This window comes from Blastococcus litoris (assembly GCF_003075095.1).
In the GTDB taxonomy this organism is placed as follows: domain Bacteria; phylum Actinomycetota; class Actinomycetes; order Mycobacteriales; family Geodermatophilaceae; genus Blastococcus_B; species Blastococcus_B litoris.
In genome coordinates, this window is the sequence record NZ_QCZF01000018.1 from 1 (window position 1) to 22,302 (window position 22,302).

The following is a 22,302-nucleotide window of genomic DNA, read 5'->3' on the forward strand; positions in this document are numbered from 1 at the left end:
GCACGTTGGTCGACAGGCTGTCGTCGACGAAGTCCACGCCGTCCACCCGGCCGACCGGGCGCAGCCGGCTGCCGAGGCCGGCGAAGTCGTGCGCGGCCGCCGCGACGCGCTCGTCGTCGTCGGCGCCGGGCACGCCGAGCTCCACCAGTGCGGCACGGGCGACCAGGGCGTTGCGCACGTTGTGCTCGCCCAGCAGCCCGAGCCCGGCCGTCCAGGCGGAGTCGCCGCCGGCGGAGATCCAGCGCACCGAGGGCCCGAGCTGTTCGGCGTGCTCGCGCAGCAGGGGGCTGTCGCCGTCGGCGACCACCGTCCGCACGCCCGGGCGGCGGCAGAGCGAGAGCTTGTCGCGGTAGTAGCTCTCGACGCCGCCGTGCCAGTCGAGGTGGTCCTGGCTCAGCGAGGTGACGGCGACGACGGCCGGGCCGAGCGTCACGTCGGTGGCCTGGTAGCTGGAGGTCTCCACCACCCACCAGTCGACGTCCTGGGGCGCCTCGGGGTCCCACGGGGCGGTGCCGAAGTTGCCGCCCAGCAGCACGCGCTGGCCCAGACCGGTCGCCAGGTGACCGGCGATCGCGGTGGTCGTGCTCTTGCCCTTGGTCCCGGTGATGCAGACGACGCGGTCCCGGTCGGCCTCGGCCAGCCACAACCCGAGGCCACCGGCGACCGGGACCCCGCCGTCCTCCAGCGACCGGAGGTCCTCCCGCGTCCGGGAGATGCCCGGGGACTTCACGACGACGTCGCACCCGGCCAGGGCCTCGAGCCCGCCGGCCGCCGTGCCGACGACGTCGTCGTCCGCCGGGCGGTCGTCGACCAGCACCTGCGGCGTCAGTCCGAGCGCGGCGAGCTTGCGCAGGTTGGCCCGGCCCTCGACGCCGAGACCCCAGACGCCGACCCTGCGGTCGCGCAGGTCAGACCAGGAGATCGTCGGCGGCATACGGCGCTTCGATGAAGTGCTCGCCCATCGGGGCGAACCAGCGGGCGGTGGGGCCGGGCGCCGGCAGCTGCTCGGCGCGCAGCTGGGCGAGGACGGCGTTGCCGGCGCGGTCGGGGCGGGCGGCGGCGAGCTCGAGGGCGACGCGGCACTCCCCGACGTCGCCGACGCACTCGAACGGCTTGGTGGCGGCGGTGTCGCCGAGCAGCCCGCGGAACCTCGGCAGCATCTCCGTGCGGTCGAGGGGCTCGCGGCCGCCGAAGACCGCGCGCAGCTGCTCGGCGGACATGAACGGCGCGAGGATCAGGTCGATGAAGGCGCACTTGTCGCACTCGCCGCACCAGGCCGACGCCCGCAGGGCCGGGTCGACGTGGAAGGCGCGGTTGCAGCTGCGGAACACCGGGTGGTACTCGGTCAGCTGCGCGAACCGCTCGGCCACCCACAGCTCGGAGTAGGGCCGCAGCGCGGAGAAGTAGCGGAACCCGGGCAGGACCGCGTCCAGCAACCGGCGGAACCCCGCCTCGAAGTCCAGCGACTTCGAGTACTGGTGGTTGATCCCGCGGCCGTCGACCTCGACGGTGGGCGAGGACGCCGACCACTCGTTGCTCATGATCACCGCGGTGCGGTGGTCGAGGACGGCGGCCAGCACGGCGATCGCCGACAGGACCCCGGTCACCGGGACGTGGCCGTTGAGGAAGCCGAGCTCCCTGCTGCGCAGCACCTGGGGGTCGAGCGTCCGGCCGGCGCGCACGATCGGCAGCTTCGTGACCGCGGCGGCGTCCTCGATCGGGTCGAACCGGCCGACGATGAACAGGCTGCTGTCGGGGTGCTGCTGCTTGGTCTCCTCGACGACGACCACCGAGTCGATCCCGCCACCGAACGGGATCAGCGGACGCTCGGCCGGCAGCTGCCACGGCACGGGCGCGGCGAGGTCGGGACGCCCGCCGACGATCTGCAGGTCGTCGATCGGGAGGTCGTTGACGTAGCTGAACTCGCCGAGGCCGTGGACGTAGAAGTCGCGGAGGAAGGCGATCTCGTCCTCGGTGACCGGGGTGTCGCCGAGGTCGATCACCGGCGGCGCCGCGGTCTTGTAGTACGAGATTCCGCTCAGGAGGAACAGGATCCGCGCCGCCGCGGCCACCCCCGGCTGGTCCCAGTCCAGGTCGCCGGGGAGCTGCACGACCTCGGTGAACTGCCGGCCGTCGAGCGAGTACCGGGAGGTGACCTCGCCGGTGGCGGGGGAGATGTCCACGCCCTCGTAGGTGAACCGTTCGCCCCGGCGGCTGTCGTTCGTCATCGCCCGCGAGACTACCCGCCGGCCGCCACCGGCCCGGCCGCCTCGCAGGTCAGCGCCGGGCCCGGAGCGTCCCGGCGAGGACGGCGAGCCCGGCAAGGGCGACCGTGGGGCGGACGGCCCAGGACCCCCTGCTCCGCGAGCCGAGGACGCCCAGCAGCGAACGCTCGGAGAGCACCGACCCGACCGACAGCCAGGACAGCGTGGAGGCGGCGGAGAAGGCGGAGCCGGTCGACGCGATCGACGCGAAGGAGCCGAGGCTCCCGATGGAGAGGAACGACCCGACGCTGCCGATCGAGAGGGCCGAGCCGGTGCAGCCGATGCAGAGGAACGAGTCGGTCGACCAGAGGGACCACAGCGACCGGGTCGGCGTCTCCATGCGCGCAGTGTGGCCCGGTCAGCCCGCCAGATGGGCCCTCAGCGCCGCGACCACCATGCGGTGGTCGTCGACCTGCGGCAGGCCCGACACCACGACCGCACCGATCGGGCCGACGTCCCGGACCAGGACGGGGAAGGCGCCGCCGTGCGCCGCGTACTCCGCCGGGTCCAGACCGAACTCCGCCTCGAAGGTCGTCCCGCGCTCGATGCTGGACTGCCGGACGTAGAGGCTGCTGTGACCGAACCTGTCGACCACCGCCGTCTTGCGCCGGATCCAGGAGTCGTTGTCCGGCGTCGCCCCGGGGAGGGCCGCGTGGAAGAGCTGGTGCCGGTTGCGGGTGATGTCCACGGCGATCGGCAGCCCCTGCTCGCGGCCGGCGGCCACCAGCCGTGACCCGATGGCCCACGCGTCGTCGGCGGTGAACCGGGTGAACTGGAGTTCCTCCTCCTCGGCCGCGAGCTCGGCCAGGGGTACGGCATCGGTCATGCCGTCTTCCTACCGCGACCGGCGTATCCCCGTCCGCCCCGGCCTCTCTTCCCTGCGACGGCCGCGCAACGGTGCCGGCCCCCGCAGCGAGAGGAGATGACCATGGTCGGGACGACGCAGTCGACGGCCCTGATGGAGCGGACGGCGGAGGTGTCGCCGGCCGAGGACGTCGCCGCGCCGACGCGCGTGCCCGGTGCGGCCCTGGTGGACCGCGCGGTGGAGGTGAACCAGCGCGTCGCCCCGACGCTGCTGCGCCTGGCCCTCGCCGTGGTGTTCGTGTGGTTCGGCGCGCTCAAGCTGGTCGGTTCCAGCCCCGTGCACGACCTGATCGCCCAGACCCTTCCCTTCGTGGACGCCGATCTCGCGGTGCCGGTCCTCGGTGCCGTCGAGATCGTGATCGGCCTGGCGCTGGCCGCCGGTGTGCTGCCCCGCATCACGCTGCTCGTCCTCTGCGGGCACCTCGCGGGCACGTTCCTCACCTTCGTGACGGCGTCCGAGCTGATGTGGACGTCGAACCCGCTGGAGCTCACCGCGGACGGCGAGTTCGTCGTCAAGAACCTGGTGCTCATCACCGCGGCGCTGGTGCTGATCGGCATCCACAGCCGGCGGGACGGGGATCGCACCGCCTGACACCTCCGGACGGCGCCGGCACCCGGGCGGGTGCCGGCGCCGCCGCGCGTCCGGGGCGAAAAGTCGCTGGCGACCGATCACTTCGGGGCGCACCCTGCGTCTCAACACCGAGACGCGCGCCCGCGGCACGAGTGAGGAGTCCGATGTCGACGCACGCACCCCTGGCCATCGAGGCCACGGGACTGGAGAAGTCGTTCGGGGACACCCGCGCCGTCCAGGGCGTCGACCTGGCCGTGCCCGAGGGCTCGATCTACGGGGTGCTCGGCCCGAACGGGGCGGGCAAGACGACGACGATCCGCATGCTGGCCACCCTCATCCCGCCCGACGCCGGCACCGCGCGCGTCCTGGGCCACGACATCCGCACCGAGGGCGACGCCGTCCGCAGCGAGGTCAGCCTGACGGGGCAGCTGGCGTCGGTGGACGAGGAGCTGACCGGTCGCGAGAACCTGATCCTGCTCGGCCGCCTGCTCGGGCTCTCCCGCGCCGGTGCGCGGGGCCGCGCCGACGAGCTGCTCGAGGCCTTCGGCATCGCGGAGGCGTCCGGCCGGCTGGTCAAGCACTTCTCGGGCGGGATGCGCCGCCGGCTGGACATCGCGGCGAGCATCGTCGTCACCCCCCGGCTGATGTTCCTCGACGAGCCGACCACCGGCCTGGACCCGCGCTCGCGCGGGCAGGTCTGGGAGATCGCCCGGGCGCTGCAGGCGGGCGGGACGACGATCCTGCTCTGCACCCAGTACCTGGAGGAGGCCGACCAGCTCGCCGACGGGATCGCCGTCATCGACCGCGGCCGGGTGATCGCCGAGGGCACGCCCGGCCAGCTCAAGGCGTCGGTCGGGACCGGCGGGCTGCACGTGCGCCTGCTGGAGGCCGAGCGGCGCGGCGAGGCGGCGACGATCCTCGAGCGCGCCGTCGGCACCGTGGCCCTGGAACCCGACCCGGCCGCGCTGTCGGTGTCCTGCGCCGATGCGGCGCGGGCGGCGGACGGCGTCTCGGCGCTGACCCGCGCCGGCATCGGGATCGCCGAGTTCGCCCTCGGCCAGCCCAGCCTCGACGAGGTGTTCCTGGCCCTGACCGGCCACGCCGCGGACGAGACCGAGCCGACCCTCGAGGAGCAGCCGTCATGACCACCACGACCCCGGTCACCGACGGCGCGGACACCGCGGCCGTCCGCCAGGCCATCGCCACGACCGCGCGCCCGCCGCGGCCCGGGCCGCTGTCGACCGCGCTCACCTTCGGCTGGCGCGGGATGCTCAAGGTCAAGCACGTGCCGGAGCAGCTGCTCGACGTCACGGTCACGCCCGTGATGTTCCTGCTGATGTTCACGTACCTGTTCGGCGGCGCCATCGCCGGTTCGACCAGCGCGTACCTCGACTACACGCTGCCGGGGCTGCTGGTCATGTCGGTGCTGTTCACGACCGTCTACTCCGGTGTCGCGCTGAACACCGACCTCACCAAGGGCGTGGTGGACCGCTTCCGGTCGCTGCCGATCTGGCGGCCGGCCCCGCTGCTCGGCTCGCTGCTGGGCGACAGCGTCCGCTACGTCATCGCCGGGACGGTGATCATCGTCGTCGGCGTGCTGCTCGGCTACCGGCCGGACGCGGGGGTCGCCGGCGCGCTGGCGGCGCTGGCGCTGGTCGTCGTCTTCTCGTTCGGCCTGTCGTGGGTGTTCTCGGTGCTCGGCCTGCTGCTGCGCTCGCCGAACGCGGTCATGAACGCGGGCTTCATGGGCATTTTCCCGCTGACGTTCCTGTCGAACGTGTTCGTCGACCCGGCGACGCTGCCCGGGCCGCTCGAGGCCTTCGTGAACGTCAACCCGATCTCGATCCTGTCGACGGCGTGCCGCTCGCTGATGGACGGCGAGCCCGACGGGGAGGCGATCGTGATCTCGCTGCTCGTGGCCGCGGCCCTCGCCGCGATCTTCCTGCCGATCACCACGCGGCTGTACCGGAGCCGCTGACGGGTCAGCCGCGGGGCACCGGGGTGGAGGCGTAGGCGACCAGCCGCCATCGGCCGTCGGTGCGGGTCCACATCGCCAGGGCGAGGACGTCGAGGCTCTTGGGCGCCCCGTCCACGGTGAGGTCGGCGGTCATGCGGCCGACGACGACGGCGCTGTCGCCGAGGAGCTCCACCCGCTCGACGGGGTGGTCGATGCGCGCGTAGTCGTAGTAGCCGCGCTCGATCTTCGCGAGGTACTCGGCCTTGGTGTCGCGGACGCCGCTGGAGTGGGCGTAGCTCAGCCGCTCGTCGAAGAGCTCGTCCAGGGCAGCAAGGTCGGGGCCCAGCAGTGCCTCGTAGCGGCGGTCCTCCGCGGCCAGCACCTCGGCGATGTCGTCGTCCTCGCTCATGGGCGCACCGTAGTCGGCAGCCGCCGTCACGTCCGCGTCACCGCGGTCCGCCGCTGCGCAGTGGGCCGCACCCCGTGGGTCACGGAACGCCGTGCGCCGTCCTGCGCAGCGTGACCTGCGCGCGACCCTCTGGCACCGCCGCGCGGCGGCGAGAAGCCTTTCCCCGTGCCGAGCGGAACCGCCGGTGGGAACTGAGGGGGAACAGTGATCGATCCGCGCTTCTCGTCAGAGTCAGGATTCCTCGGGGACGGCCGCGTGGGTGCCGTCACCCCGCCGCAGACCACCGGGCGGCAGATCGTCGTCCTGGCCGACGACGGCGACGACGCCGGGGTCGACTGGGGCCGCGCCGGCATCAGCGCGGTCGCGGACTCCCGCGACTTCAGCTCGGGCGTCACGCCCGACGCGCTCCAGGACTCGCAGGCCACCGTCTTCTCGCAGCTGGGCATCGCCGTGGTGTCCGCCGACCCGTCGCAGATGGCCCTCCTCCAGGCGGCGGACGCCCCCGGCCGGCGCGTCCTCTCGGTGTCGCCGGAGCTGGTGCACCACGTGCTGCAGGACGTCCTCGAGTACACCCGCGCCTACCGGGACGGCGTCGACGACCTCGCCGAGCGGGTGCTGCACGCGGCCGAGGGTGACGGCCACGCCGCCGGGGTGATGGCCGCCCCGCTGTTCGAGGACAACGCGCAGGCGACGTGGGGCATCCAGGCGGTCCACGCGGACTCCTCGCCGCACTCGGGCCGGGGCGTCGGTGTCGCCGTCCTCGACACCGGCTTCGACCTCGAGCACCCCGACTTCGCCGGCCGCACGGTCACCGCGCAGTCCTTCGTGCCCGGTGAGCAGGCGCAGGACGGGCACGGGCACGGCACGCACTGCATCGGCACCTCGTGCGGGCCCCGCTCGCCGTCGACCGGCCCGCGCTACGGCATCGCCTACGAGGCGGACATCTTCGTGGGCAAGGTGCTGAGCAACGCCGGGAGCGGCACGGACGGCGGCATCCTGGCCGGCATCGACTGGGCGGTCGCCAACGGTTGCCCGGTGATCTCGATGTCGCTGGGTGCCGACGTGATGCAGGCGCACCCGCCGTACTCGGCCGCCGGCGCCCGGGCCCTGGAGAAGGGGTCGCTGATCATCGCGGCCGCGGGCAACAACGCCGACCGGCGGGCGGGCCGCATGGGCTTCGTCGGCGCGCCGGCCAACAGCCCGGAGATCATGGCGGTCGGGGCTCTGGACCAGCAGCTGGAGATGGCCTTCTTCTCCGCCCGCAGCCTGCCGGCCCGGGGCGGCCAGGTCGACATCGCCGGCCCGGGGTTCCAGGTCACGTCGTCCTGGCCGATGCCGACCCGCTACCGCAGCATCAGTGGCACGAGCATGGCGACGCCGCACGTGGCCGGTGTGGCCGCGCTGTGGTGCGAGGCGACGGGCCGCCGGGGGCTGGAACTGTGGGCCACCCTCTGCCAGGAGGCCGACCGGCTGATGCAGCCGTCGGTCGACGTCGGCAGCGGCCTGTGCCTGGCGCCGCAGTGATCCCGGCGTAGGTTCTGCGGCCATGACGCAGGTCAGCGTGACGGTCGGCGACGACCACCGCGACAGTCTCGACGGCGTCGTGGAGAACCTGCGCGCCTCGGGGCTGCAGGTCGACCAGGTCCTCGGCACGCTCGGGATCGTGACCGGCTCCGCGCCCGACGACGCCCTCGACGCCCTGCGGGGTGTCGAGGGCGTCGCCTCCGTCGACGCGCAGCTGACCCACCGGCTGCCGCCGCCGGACGCGCCCGTCCAGTAGGGGTCAGATCAGGCCGTTGCGGCGGGCCACCTCGCCGAGCCAGGCGAGGCTGGGCTTCGCCGTGCGTGCGAACGTCTCGCGGTCGACGGCTACCAGACCGAACGTGGGCGCGTAGCCGAGCATCCACTCGAAGTTGTCGAGCAGGCTCCAGTGGACGTACCCGCGGACGTCGGCGCCGTCGGCGATGGCCGCCGCGAGGCCGCGCAGGGCGTCCTCGGTGAAGCGGATGCGGTCGTCGTCGTCCGCCGTCGCGATGCCGTTCTCCGTGACCAGCAGCGGCACGCCCGGGAGGACCCCCGCCGCGTACCGGACGGCCGCACCCAGGGCCTCGGGACGTCGCTCCATGCCGTGGGCCAGCGTCTGCTGGTCCACCGGAGGGGCGACGAGCCCGTCGGGGCCGAAGCGCTGGGCGGTGTAGATCTGCAGGCCGACGAAGTCGTCGCCCTCGGCGGCGACCAGGAACTGGTCCATCATCGCGGCCCGCGCCGCCCGGAGCGGCTCGCTGCCGCCGCCCTCGTCGATGTACTCCAGCCCGACCAGCGTCATGCCGGCCGGGCGCGACCCGGCGCCGCGGAGGACCTCCATGGTGCGGCCGTGCAGACCGATGAGCGCCTCGGCGACCTCCTGGTCGGGGACCGGGAGGCCCGTGATCTGCTCCCCCCGGCGCGCCATCGCTCCGATGACGGGCTGGACGGCCATCAGGTTGGGCTCGTTGATCGTGGCGACGTACTCGGCGTCGGTCAGCGCGGGGGCCGCGAACTCGGCGAACCGGGCGATGCGGTCGCCGGTCTTCGGGCCGGTCCAGCCGCCGTCGTGCATCAGCCAGCGGGGCATCGTGAAGTGGACGAGCGTGACCAGCGGGTTCAGCCCCCGGTCGCGGCAGCCGTCGACGATGCGGCGGTAGTGGTCGAGGGCGGCGCGGGAGAATTCGCCCTCCGCCGGCTCGATCCGGCTCCACTCCAGGCTGAACCGGTACGTGTCCAGACCGGCGCCGGCCACGAGGTCGAGGTCCTCGGCCCACCGGTGCCAGGAGTCGCAGGCGTCGCCGCTGGGCTCGACGAAGGGGGAGTGCTCGGCGTGCTCCATCTCCCAGTGGTCGTTGTTGACGTTGCCGCCCTCCACCTGGTGGGCCGCGGTCGCGGTGCCCCAGAGGAAGCCGTCGGGGAAGGTGGTCATCGGTTGATCTCCTCGAACCGGTTGAGGGCGGGGACCGTCACGTGGCCGACCACCGTGCGGAGCAGGTCGTCGGGGCGGTCGGCGGCGGACCCGCGCCAGGCGACGTGCTGGTCGGGGCGGACGAGGACGAGGTCGGCCCCGTACAGCGGGCGCAGCTCCGGCAGGTCGACCACGGCGAGCGGCACCCGGGCGTCCACGGCGGCCGCGGCCAGCGGGCCCGCGTCGGCGTGCGCCTCGAGCCGCAGGAGGGTGAACCCGTCGCCGAGCCGGTCGTAGACGGAGGACCCGTCCGCGAGCCAGGCGTGCGGCAGCCGGGCGCCCGGGTGCGCGGACGGCGTGTACGTCGCCAGCTCCGGTGCCGGCACCGGCCGGCCGTCGGGGACGACGACGGGGGAGTCGGGGTAGTCGTAGCCGAGCACCAGGCCGAGGCTGTGGAACTCGGCGTCCTTGACCTCGAGCCGGCGGGCCAGGTCGGTGCGCAGCAGGCGACCGGCGGTGCCGTCGTCGTCGAGGTCGACGTCGGCGAAGGAGGGGGCGAGGAAGGCCTCCTGGCTGCCGGCGGCGCCGATGGTCCGGTACGCGACGGGACGGCGCTCGGGCTCGTAGCTGTCCAGCAGGGAGGGCGGCGCCCAGCCCTGGAGCACCGCGGCCAGCTTCCAGCCGAGGTTGACCGCGTCACCGACGCAGGTGTTGAAGCCGTGGCCGCCCCACGGGGGGTTGAGGTGGGCGGCGTCGCCGACGAGGAAGACGCGCTCGCCGCGGTAGCGGTCGACCAGCAGCATCCGTGCCGACCACGGGTCGGTCGCCAGCACGTCGACGTCGACCTCGTCCCCGGCCAGCGCCTGCACGAGCGCGACCGCGTCGACGTCCTCGCTGTCGATGCCCTGGACGATCGCCCACCAGGTGCCGTCCAGGTCGAGGCGTCCCATCAGGCCGCCGTACCGCGCGCCGATGACCCAGTAGTGGATGCCGCGCGCGCACAGCGGCCGTTCCTCGAGCGCGCGGCTGCGGAACGTGATCGACAGGTTCGGCAGGCTGCCGGACGAGCCCTCGTAGCGGGCGCCGATCGCCGCGCGGGTGATCCCGCTGCTGCCGTCGCAGCCCAGCAGGTACTCCGCGCTCACCTCGTGCGTGCCGCCGTCCGGGTCCTCGAGGGTGGCGCGGGCGGCCTCGACGCCGTCGGTGACCTCGGTGGCGCGCCAGCCGACGAGCAGCGTCACCGTGGGCAGCGCGGCGGCGGCCTCGCGGAGCACCTCCTCGACCAGTGGCTGCGGCGCCTGCTGGCCGGCCTCGGCTGCGACGGCCTGCGGCTCGGTCCAGAGACCGAAGGCGTTCTCGAAGCGGGTGATCTCGTGGCCGAACAGACCGGTCACGAAGACGACGTCCTGCGCGTGGGCCACCGGCAGCGGTGCCTCGGCGCGCAGCCGGTCGGCGATGCCCCAGCGGCGCAGGTGCTCCATCGTCCGGACGCTGGTCGTCTTCGCGCGCGGCCGCAGCGGGTCGAGCCCAGTGCGCGGCTCGACGACCAGCACCTCGACGCCGCGGCGCCCGAGCTCGATCGCGGCGGCCAGGCCGCTGGGGCCGCCGCCGACGACCAGCACCGGTACGCGTTCGGGCACGCGGGTCATCGGTTCTCCTGTCGTGGTGCTCGCCCCTCGGGACGACGAGGCGTGGCGGTTGCGGAGGGCTGGGGTACGTCGGCCCGTCCGGCTCGGGATCCAGGATCCGTGGCGGAGGTCACGTCCTCGTAGGGCGTTGCCATTGAGCGGCAGTGCGGTACGGGCGAGTTCGGAACCGGGGCGTCGCCGGCTGCCTGGTCCGGTCGTCCGTGCTGGTCAGGCCCGTTTTCTGTCGTACCCCCGGCCTAGCGTGCAGGCATGTTCCCACCGCACGTGTTCGGCGTCGGCGTGACCGTCGCCGAACTGCGGCCGGCGCCGATCGACGGCGAGGTGTTGCCGCCGGGCGTCGTGGCGCGGCCGTCCCGGCTCGGGGAACTGCTGCAGGTGGACCTGATGACGCCGGCGCAGAAGGCGGAGCAGCTGCAGCGCGTGGAGCAGGCCGAGGCGGTCCTCGCCGCGTATCGGGCGGAGCTCGTCGTCGGGCTGGCCGCCGACCGCCCGGCGCGCGACGACCGGCGGTGCGGGCAGGGGGGCGCGGCGTCGGGGGAGTGGACCGCCCAGCTGATGGACGAGGGCGTCTCCGAGTTCTTCCCCGACGAGCTGGCCCTGGTCCTCAACTGTTCGCGGGCGTCGGCGACGCAGATGTGGGAGCGGTCGACGACGCTGCGCCGCCGTCTGCCGGCGACCTGGGCAGCGCTGGCCGACGGCCGGCTCGACTGGCCACGGGCGCGGGCGATCGCCGCCGAGCTGGGCTGGCCCGCCCGTGAGACGCCCGACGACGTGCTCTCCGCGGTCGAGGCGGTGGTGCTCCCGCAGGCGACCGACCTCTCGATCACCCGTCTGCGCGCCGTGGTGCGCGCGGAGCTGGTCCGGGCCGACCCGGCTGCCGCCGACCGGCGCAGGAAGAAGGCCGAACGCGACGCCGATGTCACCGTGCGCGGCCTCGGCGACGGCATGAGCGAGTTCCGGGCGACGATGCCCTCACCCGAGGCGGCGGAGACCCGTGCGCGCGTGGACGCGCACGCCCGTGCGCTGAAGGAGGCGGGCGACGAGCGGTCGATCGGCCGACTGCGGAGTGCGGTGCTGCACGACCTCGTGACCCGTCCGGAGCAGGAGCGGCCGGTGGTGAGCGCCCACGTCGAGGTCGTGGCCGCGCTCGACACGCTGGAGTCCGCTGCCGCGGGGTCGCCGGGCGCGGGTCGTGATCCGGTGCTCGTCGACGGCGAGCCGGTCACCGCGGCGCTCGCCCGGGAGCTGCTCGAACGGCTCGACGCGCTCTGCCCGGGAGGCTTGCAGGCGCCGACCGGCGGCACCCTCTCCCTCGCGGTCACCGACGCCGGCGGGCGGTTGCTGGCCTCGGTCACCCGCCGGGCGCTCGAGTCCGCGGTCCGGCACGGTCGGGGGCTGGGGCTGCCGCCCCCGGTCGACAGGTACGCGCCGAGCCCGGCGCAGCGGCGGTTCGCCCTCACCCGCGACCGCACGTGCCGGCACCCCGGCTGCGGCAACCGCGCCGGGTGGGCTGATCTCGACCACGTCGTCGCCCACGCCGACGGCGGCGCGACCGACTGCGCCAACCTCTGCTGCCTGTGCCGCCGCCACCACCGGCTGAAGACCCATGCCCGCGGCTGGCGCCAGGTCATGACCCCCGACGGCGTCCTGACAGTGACCACACCCACCGGGGTCACCCGGGTCAGCCGGCCGCCGGGAACGATCCCCGCGGGAGTCTCGCTGCTGCGGGTGGGCGCCGACCGGCTGCCGCCGGCCGACCCCGACCCGCCGCCCTTCTGAGGTCAGCCGCCTGCGTGTCGCTCCTGCCACTGCCGGACCCACGCGCGGCCGTAGTCGTTGCCGTGCGGCGTGCGCAGGACGGTGTGGACGTGGAAGGGCTGCGGGGTGTCGTAGTCGAGGAAGACGCCGCAGTGGTGGTCGAGCTCCGCGACGAGGACGGGCGACTGGAGCCGGTAGTAGAAGACGTCGCCCGGCTGCGATCCGCCGATCCAGCAGAACCACGTCTCGTCGAGGTGGGCCTCGATCTCGCGCATCCGCGCCCGGCGCGGTCCCTCGGGCAGCAGGCGGGCGAACGACGCGGCGATCGCCAGCGCCGCCCGCTGGGCGTCGACGGGCATGTCCGCCACCCGGACGCCCTCGACGGGGATGACCCGGTTGTCCTGGAACGCGCCCGCCAGGTGCCGCTCGTCGCCCGGGTGCACCCGGCCCGGTGGCATGGCCGGGTCGACCATCTGCTCGTAGACCGTCACGGCCCGGCGCTGCTCCTCGGGGAGGGCAGCCATGAGCGCGGTGCCCAGCTCGATGCGGTCGGCGAAGACGTCGCGCAGCCCCGCCCGCGGCCCGGCGTCGATCTCGTCCGGCTCGGCGCCGAGGAAGACCGGCGAGACGACCATCCGGCCCTCGACGACCAGGCAGTTGACCGCGCAGTGGTGGCCGAACAGCTGCCAGCCCCAGGGCGCCCGAAGATCCGGCTCGCCGTAGAGCGCGACGTTGTAGCTGAACTCGTTGAGCACCGTCTCCAGGCCCACGACCTCGCCGAGGAACCCGTTGATCAGCATCATCGCGTGGGCCAGCTCGTAGCCCTCGGGGGAGAGCGACGCACGCATCAGCGCCAGCGCCCGCTCGCGGACCTCCACCGGCTGCAGGTCCAGCCGCAGACCGGTGTCGAACTGCATGAACTCCGGGTTGGCCCACGTCTGCCACTCGACGTCGTCGGCGTCGTACGAGATCCGCTTCCGGCCCTCGTCGTCGAGCGCCCCGAGCAGCTCGTGCGCGGCGGCGACCATGGCCTCGACCGGCGCCTCCTCGCCCGGCTCGGCCGGCGCCAGGTCGTGCAGCCCCGGGCGCAAGGTCCCGTCCTCGGTGACGCCGCGGAACTCCTCGCGGTACAGCGGCGTCCAGCCCTCGACCAGCCCGCCGGTGAAGGTGCCGGGCGTCCGGGCGTGCTCCCGGTAGGCGTACGGGTCCAGGCCGCGCACCCCGGCCAGCCGCGGGTGGTCGTGCGGGAAGAGGTACTGGCGGTACTCGCCGGACATCAGGCCTTCTCCTCCCGAAGCTCGTTGCCGACGACCGTGTTGGTCAGGACGCCGAGCCGCTCGACCTCGACCTCAACCACGTCCCCCGGCTGCAGCAGCCACGGCGGTGTGCGCGCGTAGCCGACGCCCGACGGCGTGCCGGTCGCCAGCAGATCCCCGGGACGCAGGGTGAACGTGTGCGAGATCAGCGAGAGCGTGTCGCCGACGGTGTAGACCATCTCGTCGGTACGACCGTCCTGCACGGTCTCGCCGTTCACCCGGGTCCGCACCCGCAGGCCGTCGCGCAGGTCGCCGACCTCGGCCGCGGGCACCATCGGACCGAGCGGGCCGGACCGGTCGCCGTTCTTGCCGAGGATCCACTGCGACGTGAGCTTCTGCGCCCGGCGCGAGGTGAGGTCGTTGAAGGTCGAGTAGCCGACGACGGCGGCGAGCGCCTCCTCGGGAGACGCGTCCACGAGGGTGGAGCCGACGTAGGCCATGACCTCGCCCTCCCAGTCGAGGCCGTCCTCGTTCGACGGCACCGGCACCTCGGCGCCGCCCACGGTCAGCGACTGCGTCCAGCGGGCGAACAGCGTCGGGTGCGGCGGGATCTCCTGGTCGCGGAAGCTGCCCTCGGCCACGTGCTTGAGGTAGTTCAGCCCGATGCAGACGACCCGCGCGCCGGGCAGCACCGGCGGCACGAAGTCCACGTCGGAGGCGGCGAGCGTCTCCCCGCCGGCCGGGCGGGAGAGGTGGCCGGCCGCGGCGGCCCAGAAGTCCTCCAGCCCGGCGACCACGGTCACCTGCGCGCCGTCCTCCGACAGCGCCGCCACCTGCACGCCGCCGTCCCGGCGGATGCCCACGATCCTCATCGGTCCACTTCCTCGTCGTCGCGCCGGGCGTGGAGGCGGCGGCGGAGTCCGTCGACCGTGCGCTCGAGGGCCTCCTCCGCGGCGTGCGGTGCGCCCAGCCACATGTGGTTCGCGTCGTCGTACAGCACGAGCTCGGCGGTCACGCCGGCGTCGACCAGCGCCTCCAGCAGGCGCTCGCTCTGCGCGGGCGGGATGAACTGGTCCGCCGCGCCGTGCATCAGCAGGAACGGCGGGGCAGCCGGATGGACATGCGCGATCGGGCTCGCCTGCGCCGCCAGCTCCGGGACGTCCGGCGCCGGGTCGCCGAGCAACTGCGCTTCCCGGGTGGTGGGGTCCATCGGGTCGGCGCCCAGGTCGGTGCTGATCGCGGCGACGTCGCTCGGCGCGTACCAGGCGACGACGGCGGACACCGCGCTGGACGGGCCGGCGACCCCGACGTCCCCCTCCAGCGCGGGGTCGGTCACCAGGCCGAGCAGCTCGGCGAGGTGGCCGCCGGCCGACTCGCCCCAGGCGGCGATCCGGTCCGGGTCGATGCCCAGCTCACCGGCCCGGGCGCGCAGCCACCGCACGGCGGCCTTGGCGTCGTGCAGCTGCGCGGGGAACGTCGCCTCTCCCGAGAGCCGGTAGTCGACGCTCGCCACGGCGATCCCCGCCCGCGCCACCCGCTCGAAGGGGGAGACGTCCCGGTACATCGGGCCCGCGGTGCGGCGGCTGCCGACCCGCCACCCGCCGCCGTGCAGGAACACGGCCACCGGGTGCGGGCCGTCCCCGGGCGGCAGGTGCAGGTCGAGCTCCAGCGGCCGGACGCCGGGGATCGCGGCGTACGGGACGCCGAGCAGCAGCCGGGTGCCGCCGGGTCCCGGCAGCACCGGGGGCAGCGGCTGCTCGTGCGCGGGCGGGGGGAGCGGTAGGGCGGGGGGAGTCACCCCTGGGCCGGCCACGTGTAGTCCGGCATGAACTGCATGTTGTGCTGCTGCGCGGCCGCCTGCATGCGCGGGAAGTCGGGGATGAACGGCGGCTGCTCCGTCGTCGCGTGGTCGGTCGGCGTGCCCATGTGCTGGAAGAACCGCTCGAAGCCGCCGGAGAGCGTGCCCATCATCCGGGCGTCCTCGACGATCTGGTAGGCGTGCGCGAAGCCGGCCGGCACGTAGCCGAAGTCGCCGGGCGCGAGCAGCGAGGACTGCTTCTGGCCCTCGGCGTCCTCGTAGAACAGCCGCACCGTGCCCTCGATGACGTAGAAGGTCTCGTGCGTCTCGTTGTGCGAGTGGGTCGGGATGACGTCACCGGCGGGGGAGTCGGCCGTGATGATCCCGAACTGGTTCTCGGTCTCGTCGCCCGAGAGCAGCACCGTGAACAGGTCGCGGAAGAGCATGGCGGTCTCGCCCTCGCCCTTGCGCAGCACGTAGGGCACCGGCTTGCCGGGCAGCCGGCCCTTCCACTGCGGGCCCTTCGACGGGTCGATCAGGTACTCGAAGCTCATGAGGTTCTCCCGGCTGGTCGGCGATGACGGGTCGAGCATCGGTGACCGGCATCACCCGGCCCCAGCGCCTTGCCATTCAATGGCACCGTCGTCGTCCGGGCCTGCCGCGGGACGTCCGTCACTGGCGTGGTGCCCCGCCCGGCACCCACGCTGCGTCATGGCCGTGACCCGCCTGCGCATGGACGAGCTGGTCAACGCGTGGGTCGCCGACAGCGCCACCCCCTTCCAGATCGCCCTGGTGGGCAGGCTGGATGCCGCGCCCTTCCGCCTCCACGACGGAGCACTCGACGTGCGGCGGATACGCCGGGAGCTCGCCGCCCGCGCCCGCCGCGTCGAGGACCTGCGCCGACGGGTGGTCTGGACCCGTTGCGGCGAGGGGATGCCGGTCTGGGCGCCCGACCCGGCGTTCGACCCGGACCGGCACATCGCCGTGGCCACCCTCCCACCCGGCCGCGACCTCGCCTCGTGGGCGGCCGGGCGGATCGTGCGCCCTCTCCCGATGGACCGGCCGTTGTGGCGGGCCGAGGTCGTGGACGGGTTGCCGGGGGCCCGTTTCGGGCTGGTCGTCGTCGTGCACCACGTCGCGGCGGACGGGCTCGCCGGCGTCAGGCTCGCCGGATCGCTCCTCGACGGCGCGCCCGGCGTCGATGTGCCGGCGCCCCCTCCGCACCTGGCGCCACCCCTGCCGTCGCACCGGGAGCTCCGGGCGGCCCACGTGCAGGAGCTCGCCCGCGCGCTGCGACGCGTCCGTGTCCCGACGCGGCCGCGCCCCGGCAGGGTCCGCGAGCTGGTCCGGGAGCTCCGTTCGGTCTCCGCCGAACTGCGGACGCCGACGTCGGCCACCTCGCTGCCCCGCCGGGTGGGGCCGACCAGGCAGCTCGCCGTCGTCAGGGAGCCGCTCGCCGACCTGCGACGGAGCGGCCACGCCCTGGGGGTGACGGTCAACGACCTCCTGCTCGCCGCCGTGACCGGCGGGCTCCGCGCGCTCCTGACCAGCCGCGGGGAGGCGGTGTCGGGGATGACCCTCCGCGCCTCGGTGCCGGTCGTCACCGGTCGTGGCGTCCAGGCGAGCGGCGTCCTGCTGGTGGACCTGCCGGTCGGCGACGCCGACCCGCTGCGACGGCTGGCGTCGATCCGCGCCGCCACGACCCGTGCCAAGCGACGGCACCACACCGGGCCAGCAGGTGTCGCGAGTCTCGTCCACCTGCCGATCCCATTGGCCCGCCTCGTCATGCGGTGGATGCGCCGCTTCGGCGCCAGCAGGGTGACGCTCTTCGTTACCGACGTGCCCGGCCCCGCAGCGCCGCTCTGGCTGGCCGGAGCCCGGCTCCTCGACGCCGTGCCGGTAGCGCCGCTGGTCCAGCGCGTGGGTCTGGGAGTCGCGGCGCTCTCCTAAGCGGGCGAGCTCGCCGTCTCCGTCCACGCGGAGGGCAGCGTCACCGACGTCGCCGTGATGGCCGACGCCATGAGGGAGACCTTCGCCGCCTACCGAGCGGCCACCGAACCGACGAGCGCGCCTGCCGCGACGGCCGATGCCTGAGGCGGGGCCGACCGCGCCTCGCCGACGACCTCGGCCATGAGGTCGAGGGCGCGGTCGACCGGCTCGATGCCCGCATCCAGGTTGAGGAAGCCGTGCAGCATGCCCGGGGCCAGCACCTGGCGGACGTCGACGCCGGCGACGGCGAGCTGACCGGCGAAGACCTCGGCCGACGCCCGCAGGTCGTCGTACTCGGAGTTGAGCAGCAGCACGGGGCACAACCCCTCGAGCACCGCGTTCGCCGGCATCGCGTAGCCGTCGGCGCTGCTCGCCGGCCCGCCGAGGTAGTTCTCGGTGATGCTGCGCCGGTTCTCCGGCAGGAAGCGCAGCAGCGTCGGGATCTCCTCGAGCAGCGGCGCCAGGGACGGCGAGGGCGGCGGGACGACGGCGTGCAGCGTCGTGTACGCCAGCAGCAGGGCCGCAGGCACCCAGCCGTCCTGGTCGCGCAGCTTGAGCGCGGCGCCGGTGGCGAGGTTGCCGCCGGCGCTGGCGCCGCCGAGGGAGATGCGGTCGGCGTCGACACCGAGGGCCGCCGCGTTCGACCGCACCCAGCGGACGGCGGCGACGGTGTCGTCATGGGGCACCGGGTAGGTGACGCCACCGACGCAGAGCCGGTAGTCGACGCTCACGACGACCGCGTCGGCACGGGCGCAGACCTCGCGGGCGGTCCGGTCGGCCTCGGGCATGCCCAGGTCGCCCATGCGGAAGGCGCCGCCGTGCAACCACACCAGGCAGGGCCGGTCGGAGGCGCCGCGGGGGCTGTAGATGCGGACCGGCACGCGCCCGTTCGGTCCGCAGGCGACGTCGTCGCGGACGTCGACCCGCGGCGGCGCGGGCGCGTCGGTGATCGACATGAACGCGTCGAGCCGGGCCCTGGTCTCCGGGTCGGCCATGGCCTCCTCGAAGGACTCGATGCCCTCGAGCAGGTGGAACTTCGACGCCTGGCTGGGGTGGATGGGCACGCGCGCTCCTCGCTGAGGCGGACGGTCGGGACGCGAGCCTCGCCCGCGCCGTGCCCCGCATCACACCCTCGTGCCATTGAGCGGCACGTCAGGCGGGCGGCACCCCGATCGCCCGCCGGGCCCCGAGCCCGCGGGAGATGGCGCGCGCAGCGGTGCGCACGGCCGGTCCGAGCAGCCGCGGCTCCGCGTTCTCCTGCGGCACCACCACCGACAGGGCGGCCGCCACGCGGTCGTCGGCACCGAAGATCGGCGCGGCGACGCTGACCAGCGGCTGCGGCGCCCGACGGCGCAGGGTTGCCGTTCCGTCGCGGCGGATCTCGGCCAGCGTGCGCCGCAGCGCCGCGGGGGAGACCGGCACGTTCTCCGGGAGGTGCACCAGCGGCTGGTCCAGGACCGACTCCTGGAACGCGGTCTCGGCGAACGCGAGGAGGATCAGCCCGACCCCGGTCGAGTGGAGAGGAAGCCGGCCGCCGACCCGGTAGAGGACGTCCATCGCCTGGTGGGCGGAGAGCCGCTCGACCAGGAGCGCGTCGGTGCCCTCCCGGACGGCGAGCAGCACGTGCTGGCGGGTGACCTCCTCGAGGTCGCCCATGAACGGCAGCGCCACCTGCTTGAGCCCCTGGCCCCGCGGCGCGAGCGAAGCGACCTCCCAGAGCCGCAGGCCGATGGTGAACCGGCCGTCGGACCCGCGCTCGAGCGCGCCCCAGGCCATCAGCCGGCCCGCCAGCCGCAGCGTGCTGCTGGTCGGGATGCCGCTGCGGCGGCTCAGCTCGCCGAGCGAGAGCGACCGGTGCCCGGCGTCGAACGCGGCCAGCAGCGCGAACGCGCGGTCCACCACCGGATCGCCCTGGGGCGGGCGACGGCCGCGCACCCGGACCGGCTCGGGCGATCCGTCGGTCACGGTTCGGTCACCTGGCGTTCGCGGTGAGGCGCGCACCACAGTTGTTTTCCATTGAGCGGCATTGTGCCTGACGTCTCATCGCCGCCGCACACATCGTTGGCGCCCAAGCCGAGCGATCGCTCCGGCCGGGCCGGCGGATCGGCCATCCACGACCCCTCCGTTGTTCGAGGCGAAGGAGCCAGAAGCATGAATCGATTCACGACCCGGACCGGCCCCGCGCTGGTCGCGGCCGCGTCCCTGGCGGCCCTGACCGCCTGCGGCGGCGGCGACGGCGGCAGCGGGAGCGGCAGCCAGAGCGCCGGCGACACCCTGACCTTCGCCTACGACGCCGACGCGGCGCCCACCGGCTACGACCCGCTGCTCTACTCGTCGGGCCAGTTCACCTTCTTCGCAGCCCTGTACGACGCGCTGTTCGCCACCGCGGCCGACGGCTCGATCGAGCCCAGCCTGGCCGAGAGCTTCGAGAACAACGCCGAGAACACGCAGACCACGCTCACCCTGCGCGAGGGCGTCACCTTCGCCGACGGTTCCGAGCTGACCGCCGACCTGGTCAAGGCCAACCTCGACCGCCGCACGGACGAGACCCTCGAGGCCTACGGCGCGCTCGCCCCGGGCGGCGCCAGCGAGATCACCGACGTCCAGGCCCCCGACCCGCGGACCGTCGTCATCACCTGGGCCGCTCCCCAGGCGGAGCCGGACAAGAACCTGGTCGACACCGCCGGGATCATCGTCGGGCCCGACGGGATCGCCGACCCCGACTCCCTCGAGACGACCCCCGACGGTTCGGGCGCCTACACGCTGAACGAGGGCGAGACGACCCGCGCCAGCACGTACACGCTGGACAAGAACGACGAGGCGTGGAACGCCGACCAGTGGACCTTCGACACCATCGTCTTCAACGTCATCACCGACGCGCAGGCACTGGCCAACGCGGTCGTCTCCGGCCAGGCCGACGTCGCCACCATCCTCGACCCGCAGACGATCGACCTCGTCGAGTCGCGCCAGAGCATCGTGAGCGCCGGCGGGACGATCGTCGGCTTCCCGGTGATCGACAAGACCGGGGCCAACAACCCCGCGTTCGCCAGCGAGCAGGCCCGCCTGGCGATCGGCTACGCGATCGACCGCGAGGCCCTCGTCGAGGACCTGCACCCGGGCGCCCGCGCCACGACGCAGCTGTTCCCCGAGGGCTCGACCGGCTTCGACGAGTCCCTCGACGAGGAGTTCGGCTACGACCCGGAGAAGGCCGAGGAGCTGCTCGCCGAGGCCGGCCTGCCCGACGGCTTCGAGTTCGACTACACCGTGCTCGGCCAGCCGGACGAGGACGCGGTCGCCATCCAGGGCCAGCTGGCCGAGGTCGGCATCACGATGAACTTCGTGACGGCGACGTCCACCGACCAGGTCTTCGCGGCGGTCCGCACCGACCCGGTGATCTTCGGGCCCTTCGCGGTCGGCGCCAACCCGGCCGGCTTCATCGCCGGCGTGGTCTACGGCGGCTTCATGAACATGCAGGGCGCCAAGGAGGCCGACATCGACGCGTCGCTGGGTGCGGCCCTCGGTGCCACCGGTGACGCGCAGGAGCAGGCGCTCACCGACCTCAACCGGGCGCTGACCGCGCACGGCTGGTACGTCCCGGTCTACGAGGACTTCACCTACACCGGCTACAACGCCTCGAAGGTGGCCGAGCCCTCCTACGCGGGGACGAACAACTACCTCGTCCTCTCCGAGATCCAGCCCGCCAGCTGATCCACGGCCGGTGGCCGCGGGGCACCCCGCGGCCACCGGCTCCCAGCTCCTCCGACGAAGGACGACGAGATGCTCGGCTACGTCGCACGACGCCTCGCCATGGCCGTGGGCACGGTGCTCGCCGCGGTGGTGATCAGCTTCCTGCTGGTCCACGTCAGCGACTCCACCCCCGGTGCCGTCCGGCTGGGGCCCGGTGCCACCGCGGCGCAGGTCGCGGCGGAGAACGAGGCGCTGGGCTGGAACCGCCCCCTGGTGGTCCAGTTCTTCGACTACCTCGGCGACCTGGTGCGGGGCGACCTGGGGACGTCGCTCATCGACGGCCGCTCCATCGGCGCCGACCTGGCCGACCGCGTGCCGGTCACCGCCTCCATCGCGCTGTTCGCGACGATCCTCTCGGGCGTCGTGGGCGTGCTGATCGGCGTCACCGCCGCTGTCCGCGGCGGGCGGGTGAGCCGCGTCCTCATGACCGGCAGCGGCGTCGCGCTCTCCCTGCCGGCCTTCTGGGTCGGCGTCCTCCTCGTCTACGTGCTCGCCATCCAGACCGGCTGGTTCCCGGCGACCGGGTACGTCGAGTTCGCGCAGGACCCGGGCGGCTGGTTCACCAGCCTGGCGATCCCGGTGCTCACCCTGACCGTCGGCGGGGCGGCGATCATCGCCCGCACCGCCAACGCCGGCATGCGCGAGGCCCTCGCCCAGGAGCACATCCGCACCCTCCGCGCGATGGGCACCCCCGAGTGGCGGATCCGCTACGTGCACGCCCTCCGCTTCGCGAGCCTCCCCGTCGTCTCCGTCCTGGGCATCCAGTTCATCGCCCTGTTCGGCGGCTCGGTGATCATCGAGAACCTCTTCGCCCTCCCGGGCCTCGGCCAGGCCGGCCAGTTCGCGGCGGCCTCGAGCGACATCCCCGCTCTGATCGGCGTGGTGGTCGTCGCCACCGTCGTCGTCGTCATCACGAACCTGCTGCTCGACCTGCTGGTCGCGGCCCTGGACCCGAAGGTGCGCACGGCATGAGCGTCCTCCCGCTGGACGCGGCCGACGAGGTCGCGACCGAGCCCGTCCCCCCGGCGCAGCGCCGTCGCGGACTGCCCTACTTCCTCCGCCGCCCCGGCGGGATCTTCGGCGCCACGTGGCTGCTCTTCATGCT

At 73.9% G+C, this 22,302-nt stretch carries 22 protein-coding genes; 9 read left to right on the plus strand and 13 right to left on the minus strand.

The genetic code is table 11. The features are described 5' to 3' along the window. The 4 genes from DCS98_RS22130 to DCS98_RS22145 all read right to left on the minus strand — a co-directional run. On the minus strand, positions 1-934 hold a 934-nt coding region (locus DCS98_RS22130), incomplete at its 3' end, for a Mur ligase family protein (RefSeq protein ID WP_116453652.1). Then, positions 909-2,228: a MurL-like N-terminal domain-containing gene (locus DCS98_RS22135; RefSeq protein ID WP_116453653.1), complete on the minus strand. Its 1,320-nt coding sequence runs from the start codon at positions 2,226-2,228 to the stop codon at positions 909-911. The genes DCS98_RS22135 and DCS98_RS22130, both read right to left, overlap by 26 nt. 49 nt (positions 2,229-2,277) lie before the next feature. After that, complete coding sequence (locus DCS98_RS22140; protein ID WP_116453654.1) at positions 2,278-2,604, minus strand: hypothetical protein; 327 nt, start codon at positions 2,602-2,604, stop codon at positions 2,278-2,280. A gap of 18 nt (positions 2,605-2,622) precedes the next feature. Continuing rightward, on the minus strand, positions 2,623-3,090 hold the full coding sequence (locus DCS98_RS22145) for a heme-degrading domain-containing protein (protein WP_116453655.1): 468 nt from the start codon (positions 3,088-3,090) through the stop codon (positions 2,623-2,625). Between the two features lie 102 nt (positions 3,091-3,192). Between DCS98_RS22145 and DCS98_RS22150 the strand changes: the two genes are divergently transcribed. From DCS98_RS22150 to DCS98_RS22160, 3 genes are all read left to right on the plus strand, one after another. Next, a complete protein-coding gene (locus DCS98_RS22150; protein ID WP_164704716.1) occupies positions 3,193-3,720 on the plus strand; it encodes a DoxX family protein in 528 nt (175 codons plus the stop codon). Between the two features lie 143 nt (positions 3,721-3,863). Further along, positions 3,864-4,844: an ATP-binding cassette domain-containing protein gene (locus DCS98_RS22155; RefSeq protein ID WP_116453657.1), complete on the plus strand. Its 981-nt coding sequence runs from the start codon at positions 3,864-3,866 to the stop codon at positions 4,842-4,844. Then, positions 4,841-5,677 (plus strand): ABC transporter permease, encoded by an 837-nt coding sequence (locus DCS98_RS22160; RefSeq protein ID WP_116453658.1) that lies wholly within the window; start codon positions 4,841-4,843, stop codon positions 5,675-5,677. Before DCS98_RS22155 ends, DCS98_RS22160 begins: the two co-directional genes overlap by 4 nt. A 4-nt stretch (positions 5,678-5,681) precedes the next feature. Here DCS98_RS22160 and DCS98_RS22165 read toward each other — a convergent pair whose 3' ends face one another. After that, positions 5,682-6,065 carry a nuclear transport factor 2 family protein gene (locus DCS98_RS22165; protein ID WP_164704717.1) on the minus strand — a complete coding sequence of 128 codons (384 nt, stop codon included), beginning with the start codon at positions 6,063-6,065 and terminating at the stop codon, positions 5,682-5,684. 255 nt (positions 6,066-6,320) lie between these two features. On the opposite strand from DCS98_RS22165, the gene DCS98_RS22170 reads away from it, so the two are divergent. Together DCS98_RS22170 and DCS98_RS22175 are read left to right on the plus strand one after the other, a co-directional pair. Further along, positions 6,321-7,589 carry a S8 family serine peptidase gene (locus tag DCS98_RS22170; protein WP_206340402.1) on the plus strand — a complete coding sequence of 423 codons (1,269 nt, stop codon included), beginning with the start codon at positions 6,321-6,323 and terminating at the stop codon, positions 7,587-7,589. Between the two features lie 22 nt (positions 7,590-7,611). Then, positions 7,612-7,845, plus strand: a complete 234-nt coding sequence (locus tag DCS98_RS22175; protein WP_116453660.1) for a ketohydroxyglutarate aldolase — start codon at positions 7,612-7,614, stop codon at positions 7,843-7,845. A gap of 3 nt (positions 7,846-7,848) precedes the next feature. Here the strand turns inward: DCS98_RS22175 and DCS98_RS22180 are convergent, their stop codons facing one another. Beyond that, a complete protein-coding gene (locus DCS98_RS22180; protein WP_116453661.1) occupies positions 7,849-9,021 on the minus strand; it encodes a glycoside hydrolase family 1 protein in 1,173 nt (390 codons plus the stop codon). Continuing rightward, the gene (locus tag DCS98_RS22185) at positions 9,018-10,649 is read right to left on the minus strand and encodes an FAD-dependent monooxygenase (protein WP_116453662.1); all 1,632 of its coding nucleotides are present in this window, start codon (positions 10,647-10,649) and stop codon (positions 9,018-9,020) included. The genes DCS98_RS22180 and DCS98_RS22185 overlap by 4 nt, the downstream gene beginning before the upstream one ends. Before the next feature lie 249 nt (positions 10,650-10,898). On the opposite strand from DCS98_RS22185, the gene DCS98_RS22190 reads away from it, so the two are divergent. Beyond that, entirely contained in the window at positions 10,899-12,428 is a 1,530-nt protein-coding gene (locus tag DCS98_RS22190; RefSeq protein ID WP_164704718.1) for an HNH endonuclease signature motif containing protein, read from the plus strand. A gap of 2 nt (positions 12,429-12,430) precedes the next feature. On the opposite strand, the gene DCS98_RS22195 is transcribed toward DCS98_RS22190, so the two are convergent. From DCS98_RS22195 to DCS98_RS22210, 4 genes are read right to left on the minus strand one after another with little or no spacing between them, the layout of a single operon-like run. After that, positions 12,431-13,684 (minus strand): DUF3500 domain-containing protein, encoded by a 1,254-nt coding sequence (locus DCS98_RS22195; RefSeq protein WP_116453664.1) that lies wholly within the window; start codon positions 13,682-13,684, stop codon positions 12,431-12,433. Next, on the minus strand, positions 13,684-14,535 hold the full coding sequence (locus DCS98_RS22200) for a fumarylacetoacetate hydrolase family protein (RefSeq protein ID WP_116453665.1): 852 nt from the start codon (positions 14,533-14,535) through the stop codon (positions 13,684-13,686). The genes DCS98_RS22195 and DCS98_RS22200 overlap by 1 nt, the downstream gene beginning before the upstream one ends. Then, on the minus strand, positions 14,532-15,404 hold the full coding sequence (locus DCS98_RS22205; protein WP_241038589.1) for an alpha/beta hydrolase: 873 nt from the start codon (positions 15,402-15,404) through the stop codon (positions 14,532-14,534). The genes DCS98_RS22200 and DCS98_RS22205 overlap by 4 nt, the downstream gene beginning before the upstream one ends. A 53-nt stretch (positions 15,405-15,457) precedes the next feature. Continuing rightward, the gene (locus DCS98_RS22210; protein ID WP_116453666.1) at positions 15,458-16,015 is read right to left on the minus strand and encodes a quercetin 2,3-dioxygenase; all 558 of its coding nucleotides are present in this window, start codon (positions 16,013-16,015) and stop codon (positions 15,458-15,460) included. 157 nt (positions 16,016-16,172) lie between these two features. Here DCS98_RS22210 and DCS98_RS22215 point away from each other — a divergent pair, with 157 nt between their 5' ends. After that, positions 16,173-17,411 (plus strand): wax ester/triacylglycerol synthase domain-containing protein, encoded by a 1,239-nt coding sequence (locus DCS98_RS22215; protein WP_164704719.1) that lies wholly within the window; start codon positions 16,173-16,175, stop codon positions 17,409-17,411. An 89-nt stretch (positions 17,412-17,500) separates the two neighbouring features. Here the strand turns inward: DCS98_RS22215 and DCS98_RS22220 are convergent, their stop codons facing one another. Next, positions 17,501-18,514 (minus strand): alpha/beta hydrolase, encoded by a 1,014-nt coding sequence (locus tag DCS98_RS22220; protein WP_116453668.1) that lies wholly within the window; start codon positions 18,512-18,514, stop codon positions 17,501-17,503. An 88-nt stretch (positions 18,515-18,602) separates the two neighbouring features. Then, on the minus strand, positions 18,603-19,415 hold the full coding sequence (locus DCS98_RS22225) for an IclR family transcriptional regulator (RefSeq protein WP_241038597.1): 813 nt from the start codon (positions 19,413-19,415) through the stop codon (positions 18,603-18,605). 186 nt (positions 19,416-19,601) lie between these two features. Between DCS98_RS22225 and DCS98_RS22230 the strand changes: the two genes are divergently transcribed. Both DCS98_RS22230 and DCS98_RS22235 read left to right on the plus strand, forming a co-directional pair. Further along, positions 19,602-21,158 (plus strand): ABC transporter substrate-binding protein, encoded by a 1,557-nt coding sequence (locus DCS98_RS22230; RefSeq protein WP_116453669.1) that lies wholly within the window; start codon positions 19,602-19,604, stop codon positions 21,156-21,158. 69 nt (positions 21,159-21,227) lie between these two features. Continuing rightward, positions 21,228-22,169, plus strand: a complete 942-nt coding sequence (locus DCS98_RS22235; protein WP_116453670.1) for an ABC transporter permease — start codon at positions 21,228-21,230, stop codon at positions 22,167-22,169. Positions 22,170-22,302 lie beyond the last annotated feature (133 nt).

Excerpts from the sequence above, each read along its gene's own strand:
- DCS98_RS22160 (WP_116453658.1), top strand. The coding sequence starts at position 4,841 with ATGACCACCACGACCCCGGTCACCGACGGCGCGGACACCGCGGCCGTC.
- DCS98_RS22200 (WP_116453665.1), bottom strand. The coding sequence starts at position 14,535 with ATGAGGATCGTGGGCATCCGCCGGGACGGCGGCGTGCAGGTGGCGGCG.
- DCS98_RS22185 (WP_116453662.1), bottom strand. The coding sequence starts at position 10,649 with ATGACCCGCGTGCCCGAACGCGTACCGGTGCTGGTCGTCGGCGGCGGC.
- DCS98_RS22195 (WP_116453664.1), bottom strand. The coding sequence starts at position 13,684 with ATGTCCGGCGAGTACCGCCAGTACCTCTTCCCGCACGACCACCCGCGG.
- DCS98_RS22155 (WP_116453657.1), top strand. The coding sequence starts at position 3,864 with ATGTCGACGCACGCACCCCTGGCCATCGAGGCCACGGGACTGGAGAAG.
- DCS98_RS22175 (WP_116453660.1), top strand. The coding sequence starts at position 7,612 with ATGACGCAGGTCAGCGTGACGGTCGGCGACGACCACCGCGACAGTCTC.
- DCS98_RS22165 (WP_164704717.1), bottom strand. The coding sequence starts at position 6,065 with ATGAGCGAGGACGACGACATCGCCGAGGTGCTGGCCGCGGAGGACCGC.
- DCS98_RS22140 (WP_116453654.1), bottom strand. The coding sequence starts at position 2,604 with ATGGAGACGCCGACCCGGTCGCTGTGGTCCCTCTGGTCGACCGACTCG.
- DCS98_RS22145 (WP_116453655.1), bottom strand. The coding sequence starts at position 3,090 with ATGACCGATGCCGTACCCCTGGCCGAGCTCGCGGCCGAGGAGGAGGAA.
- DCS98_RS22190 (WP_164704718.1), top strand. The coding sequence starts at position 10,899 with ATGTTCCCACCGCACGTGTTCGGCGTCGGCGTGACCGTCGCCGAACTG.
- DCS98_RS22215 (WP_164704719.1), top strand. The coding sequence starts at position 16,173 with ATGGCCGTGACCCGCCTGCGCATGGACGAGCTGGTCAACGCGTGGGTC.
- DCS98_RS22210 (WP_116453666.1), bottom strand. The coding sequence starts at position 16,015 with ATGAGCTTCGAGTACCTGATCGACCCGTCGAAGGGCCCGCAGTGGAAG.
- DCS98_RS22180 (WP_116453661.1), bottom strand. The coding sequence starts at position 9,021 with ATGACCACCTTCCCCGACGGCTTCCTCTGGGGCACCGCGACCGCGGCC.
- DCS98_RS22230 (WP_116453669.1), top strand. The coding sequence starts at position 19,602 with ATGAATCGATTCACGACCCGGACCGGCCCCGCGCTGGTCGCGGCCGCG.
- DCS98_RS22135 (WP_116453653.1), bottom strand. The coding sequence starts at position 2,228 with ATGACGAACGACAGCCGCCGGGGCGAACGGTTCACCTACGAGGGCGTG.
- DCS98_RS22235 (WP_116453670.1), top strand. The coding sequence starts at position 21,228 with ATGCTCGGCTACGTCGCACGACGCCTCGCCATGGCCGTGGGCACGGTG.
- DCS98_RS22150 (WP_164704716.1), top strand. The coding sequence starts at position 3,193 with ATGGTCGGGACGACGCAGTCGACGGCCCTGATGGAGCGGACGGCGGAG.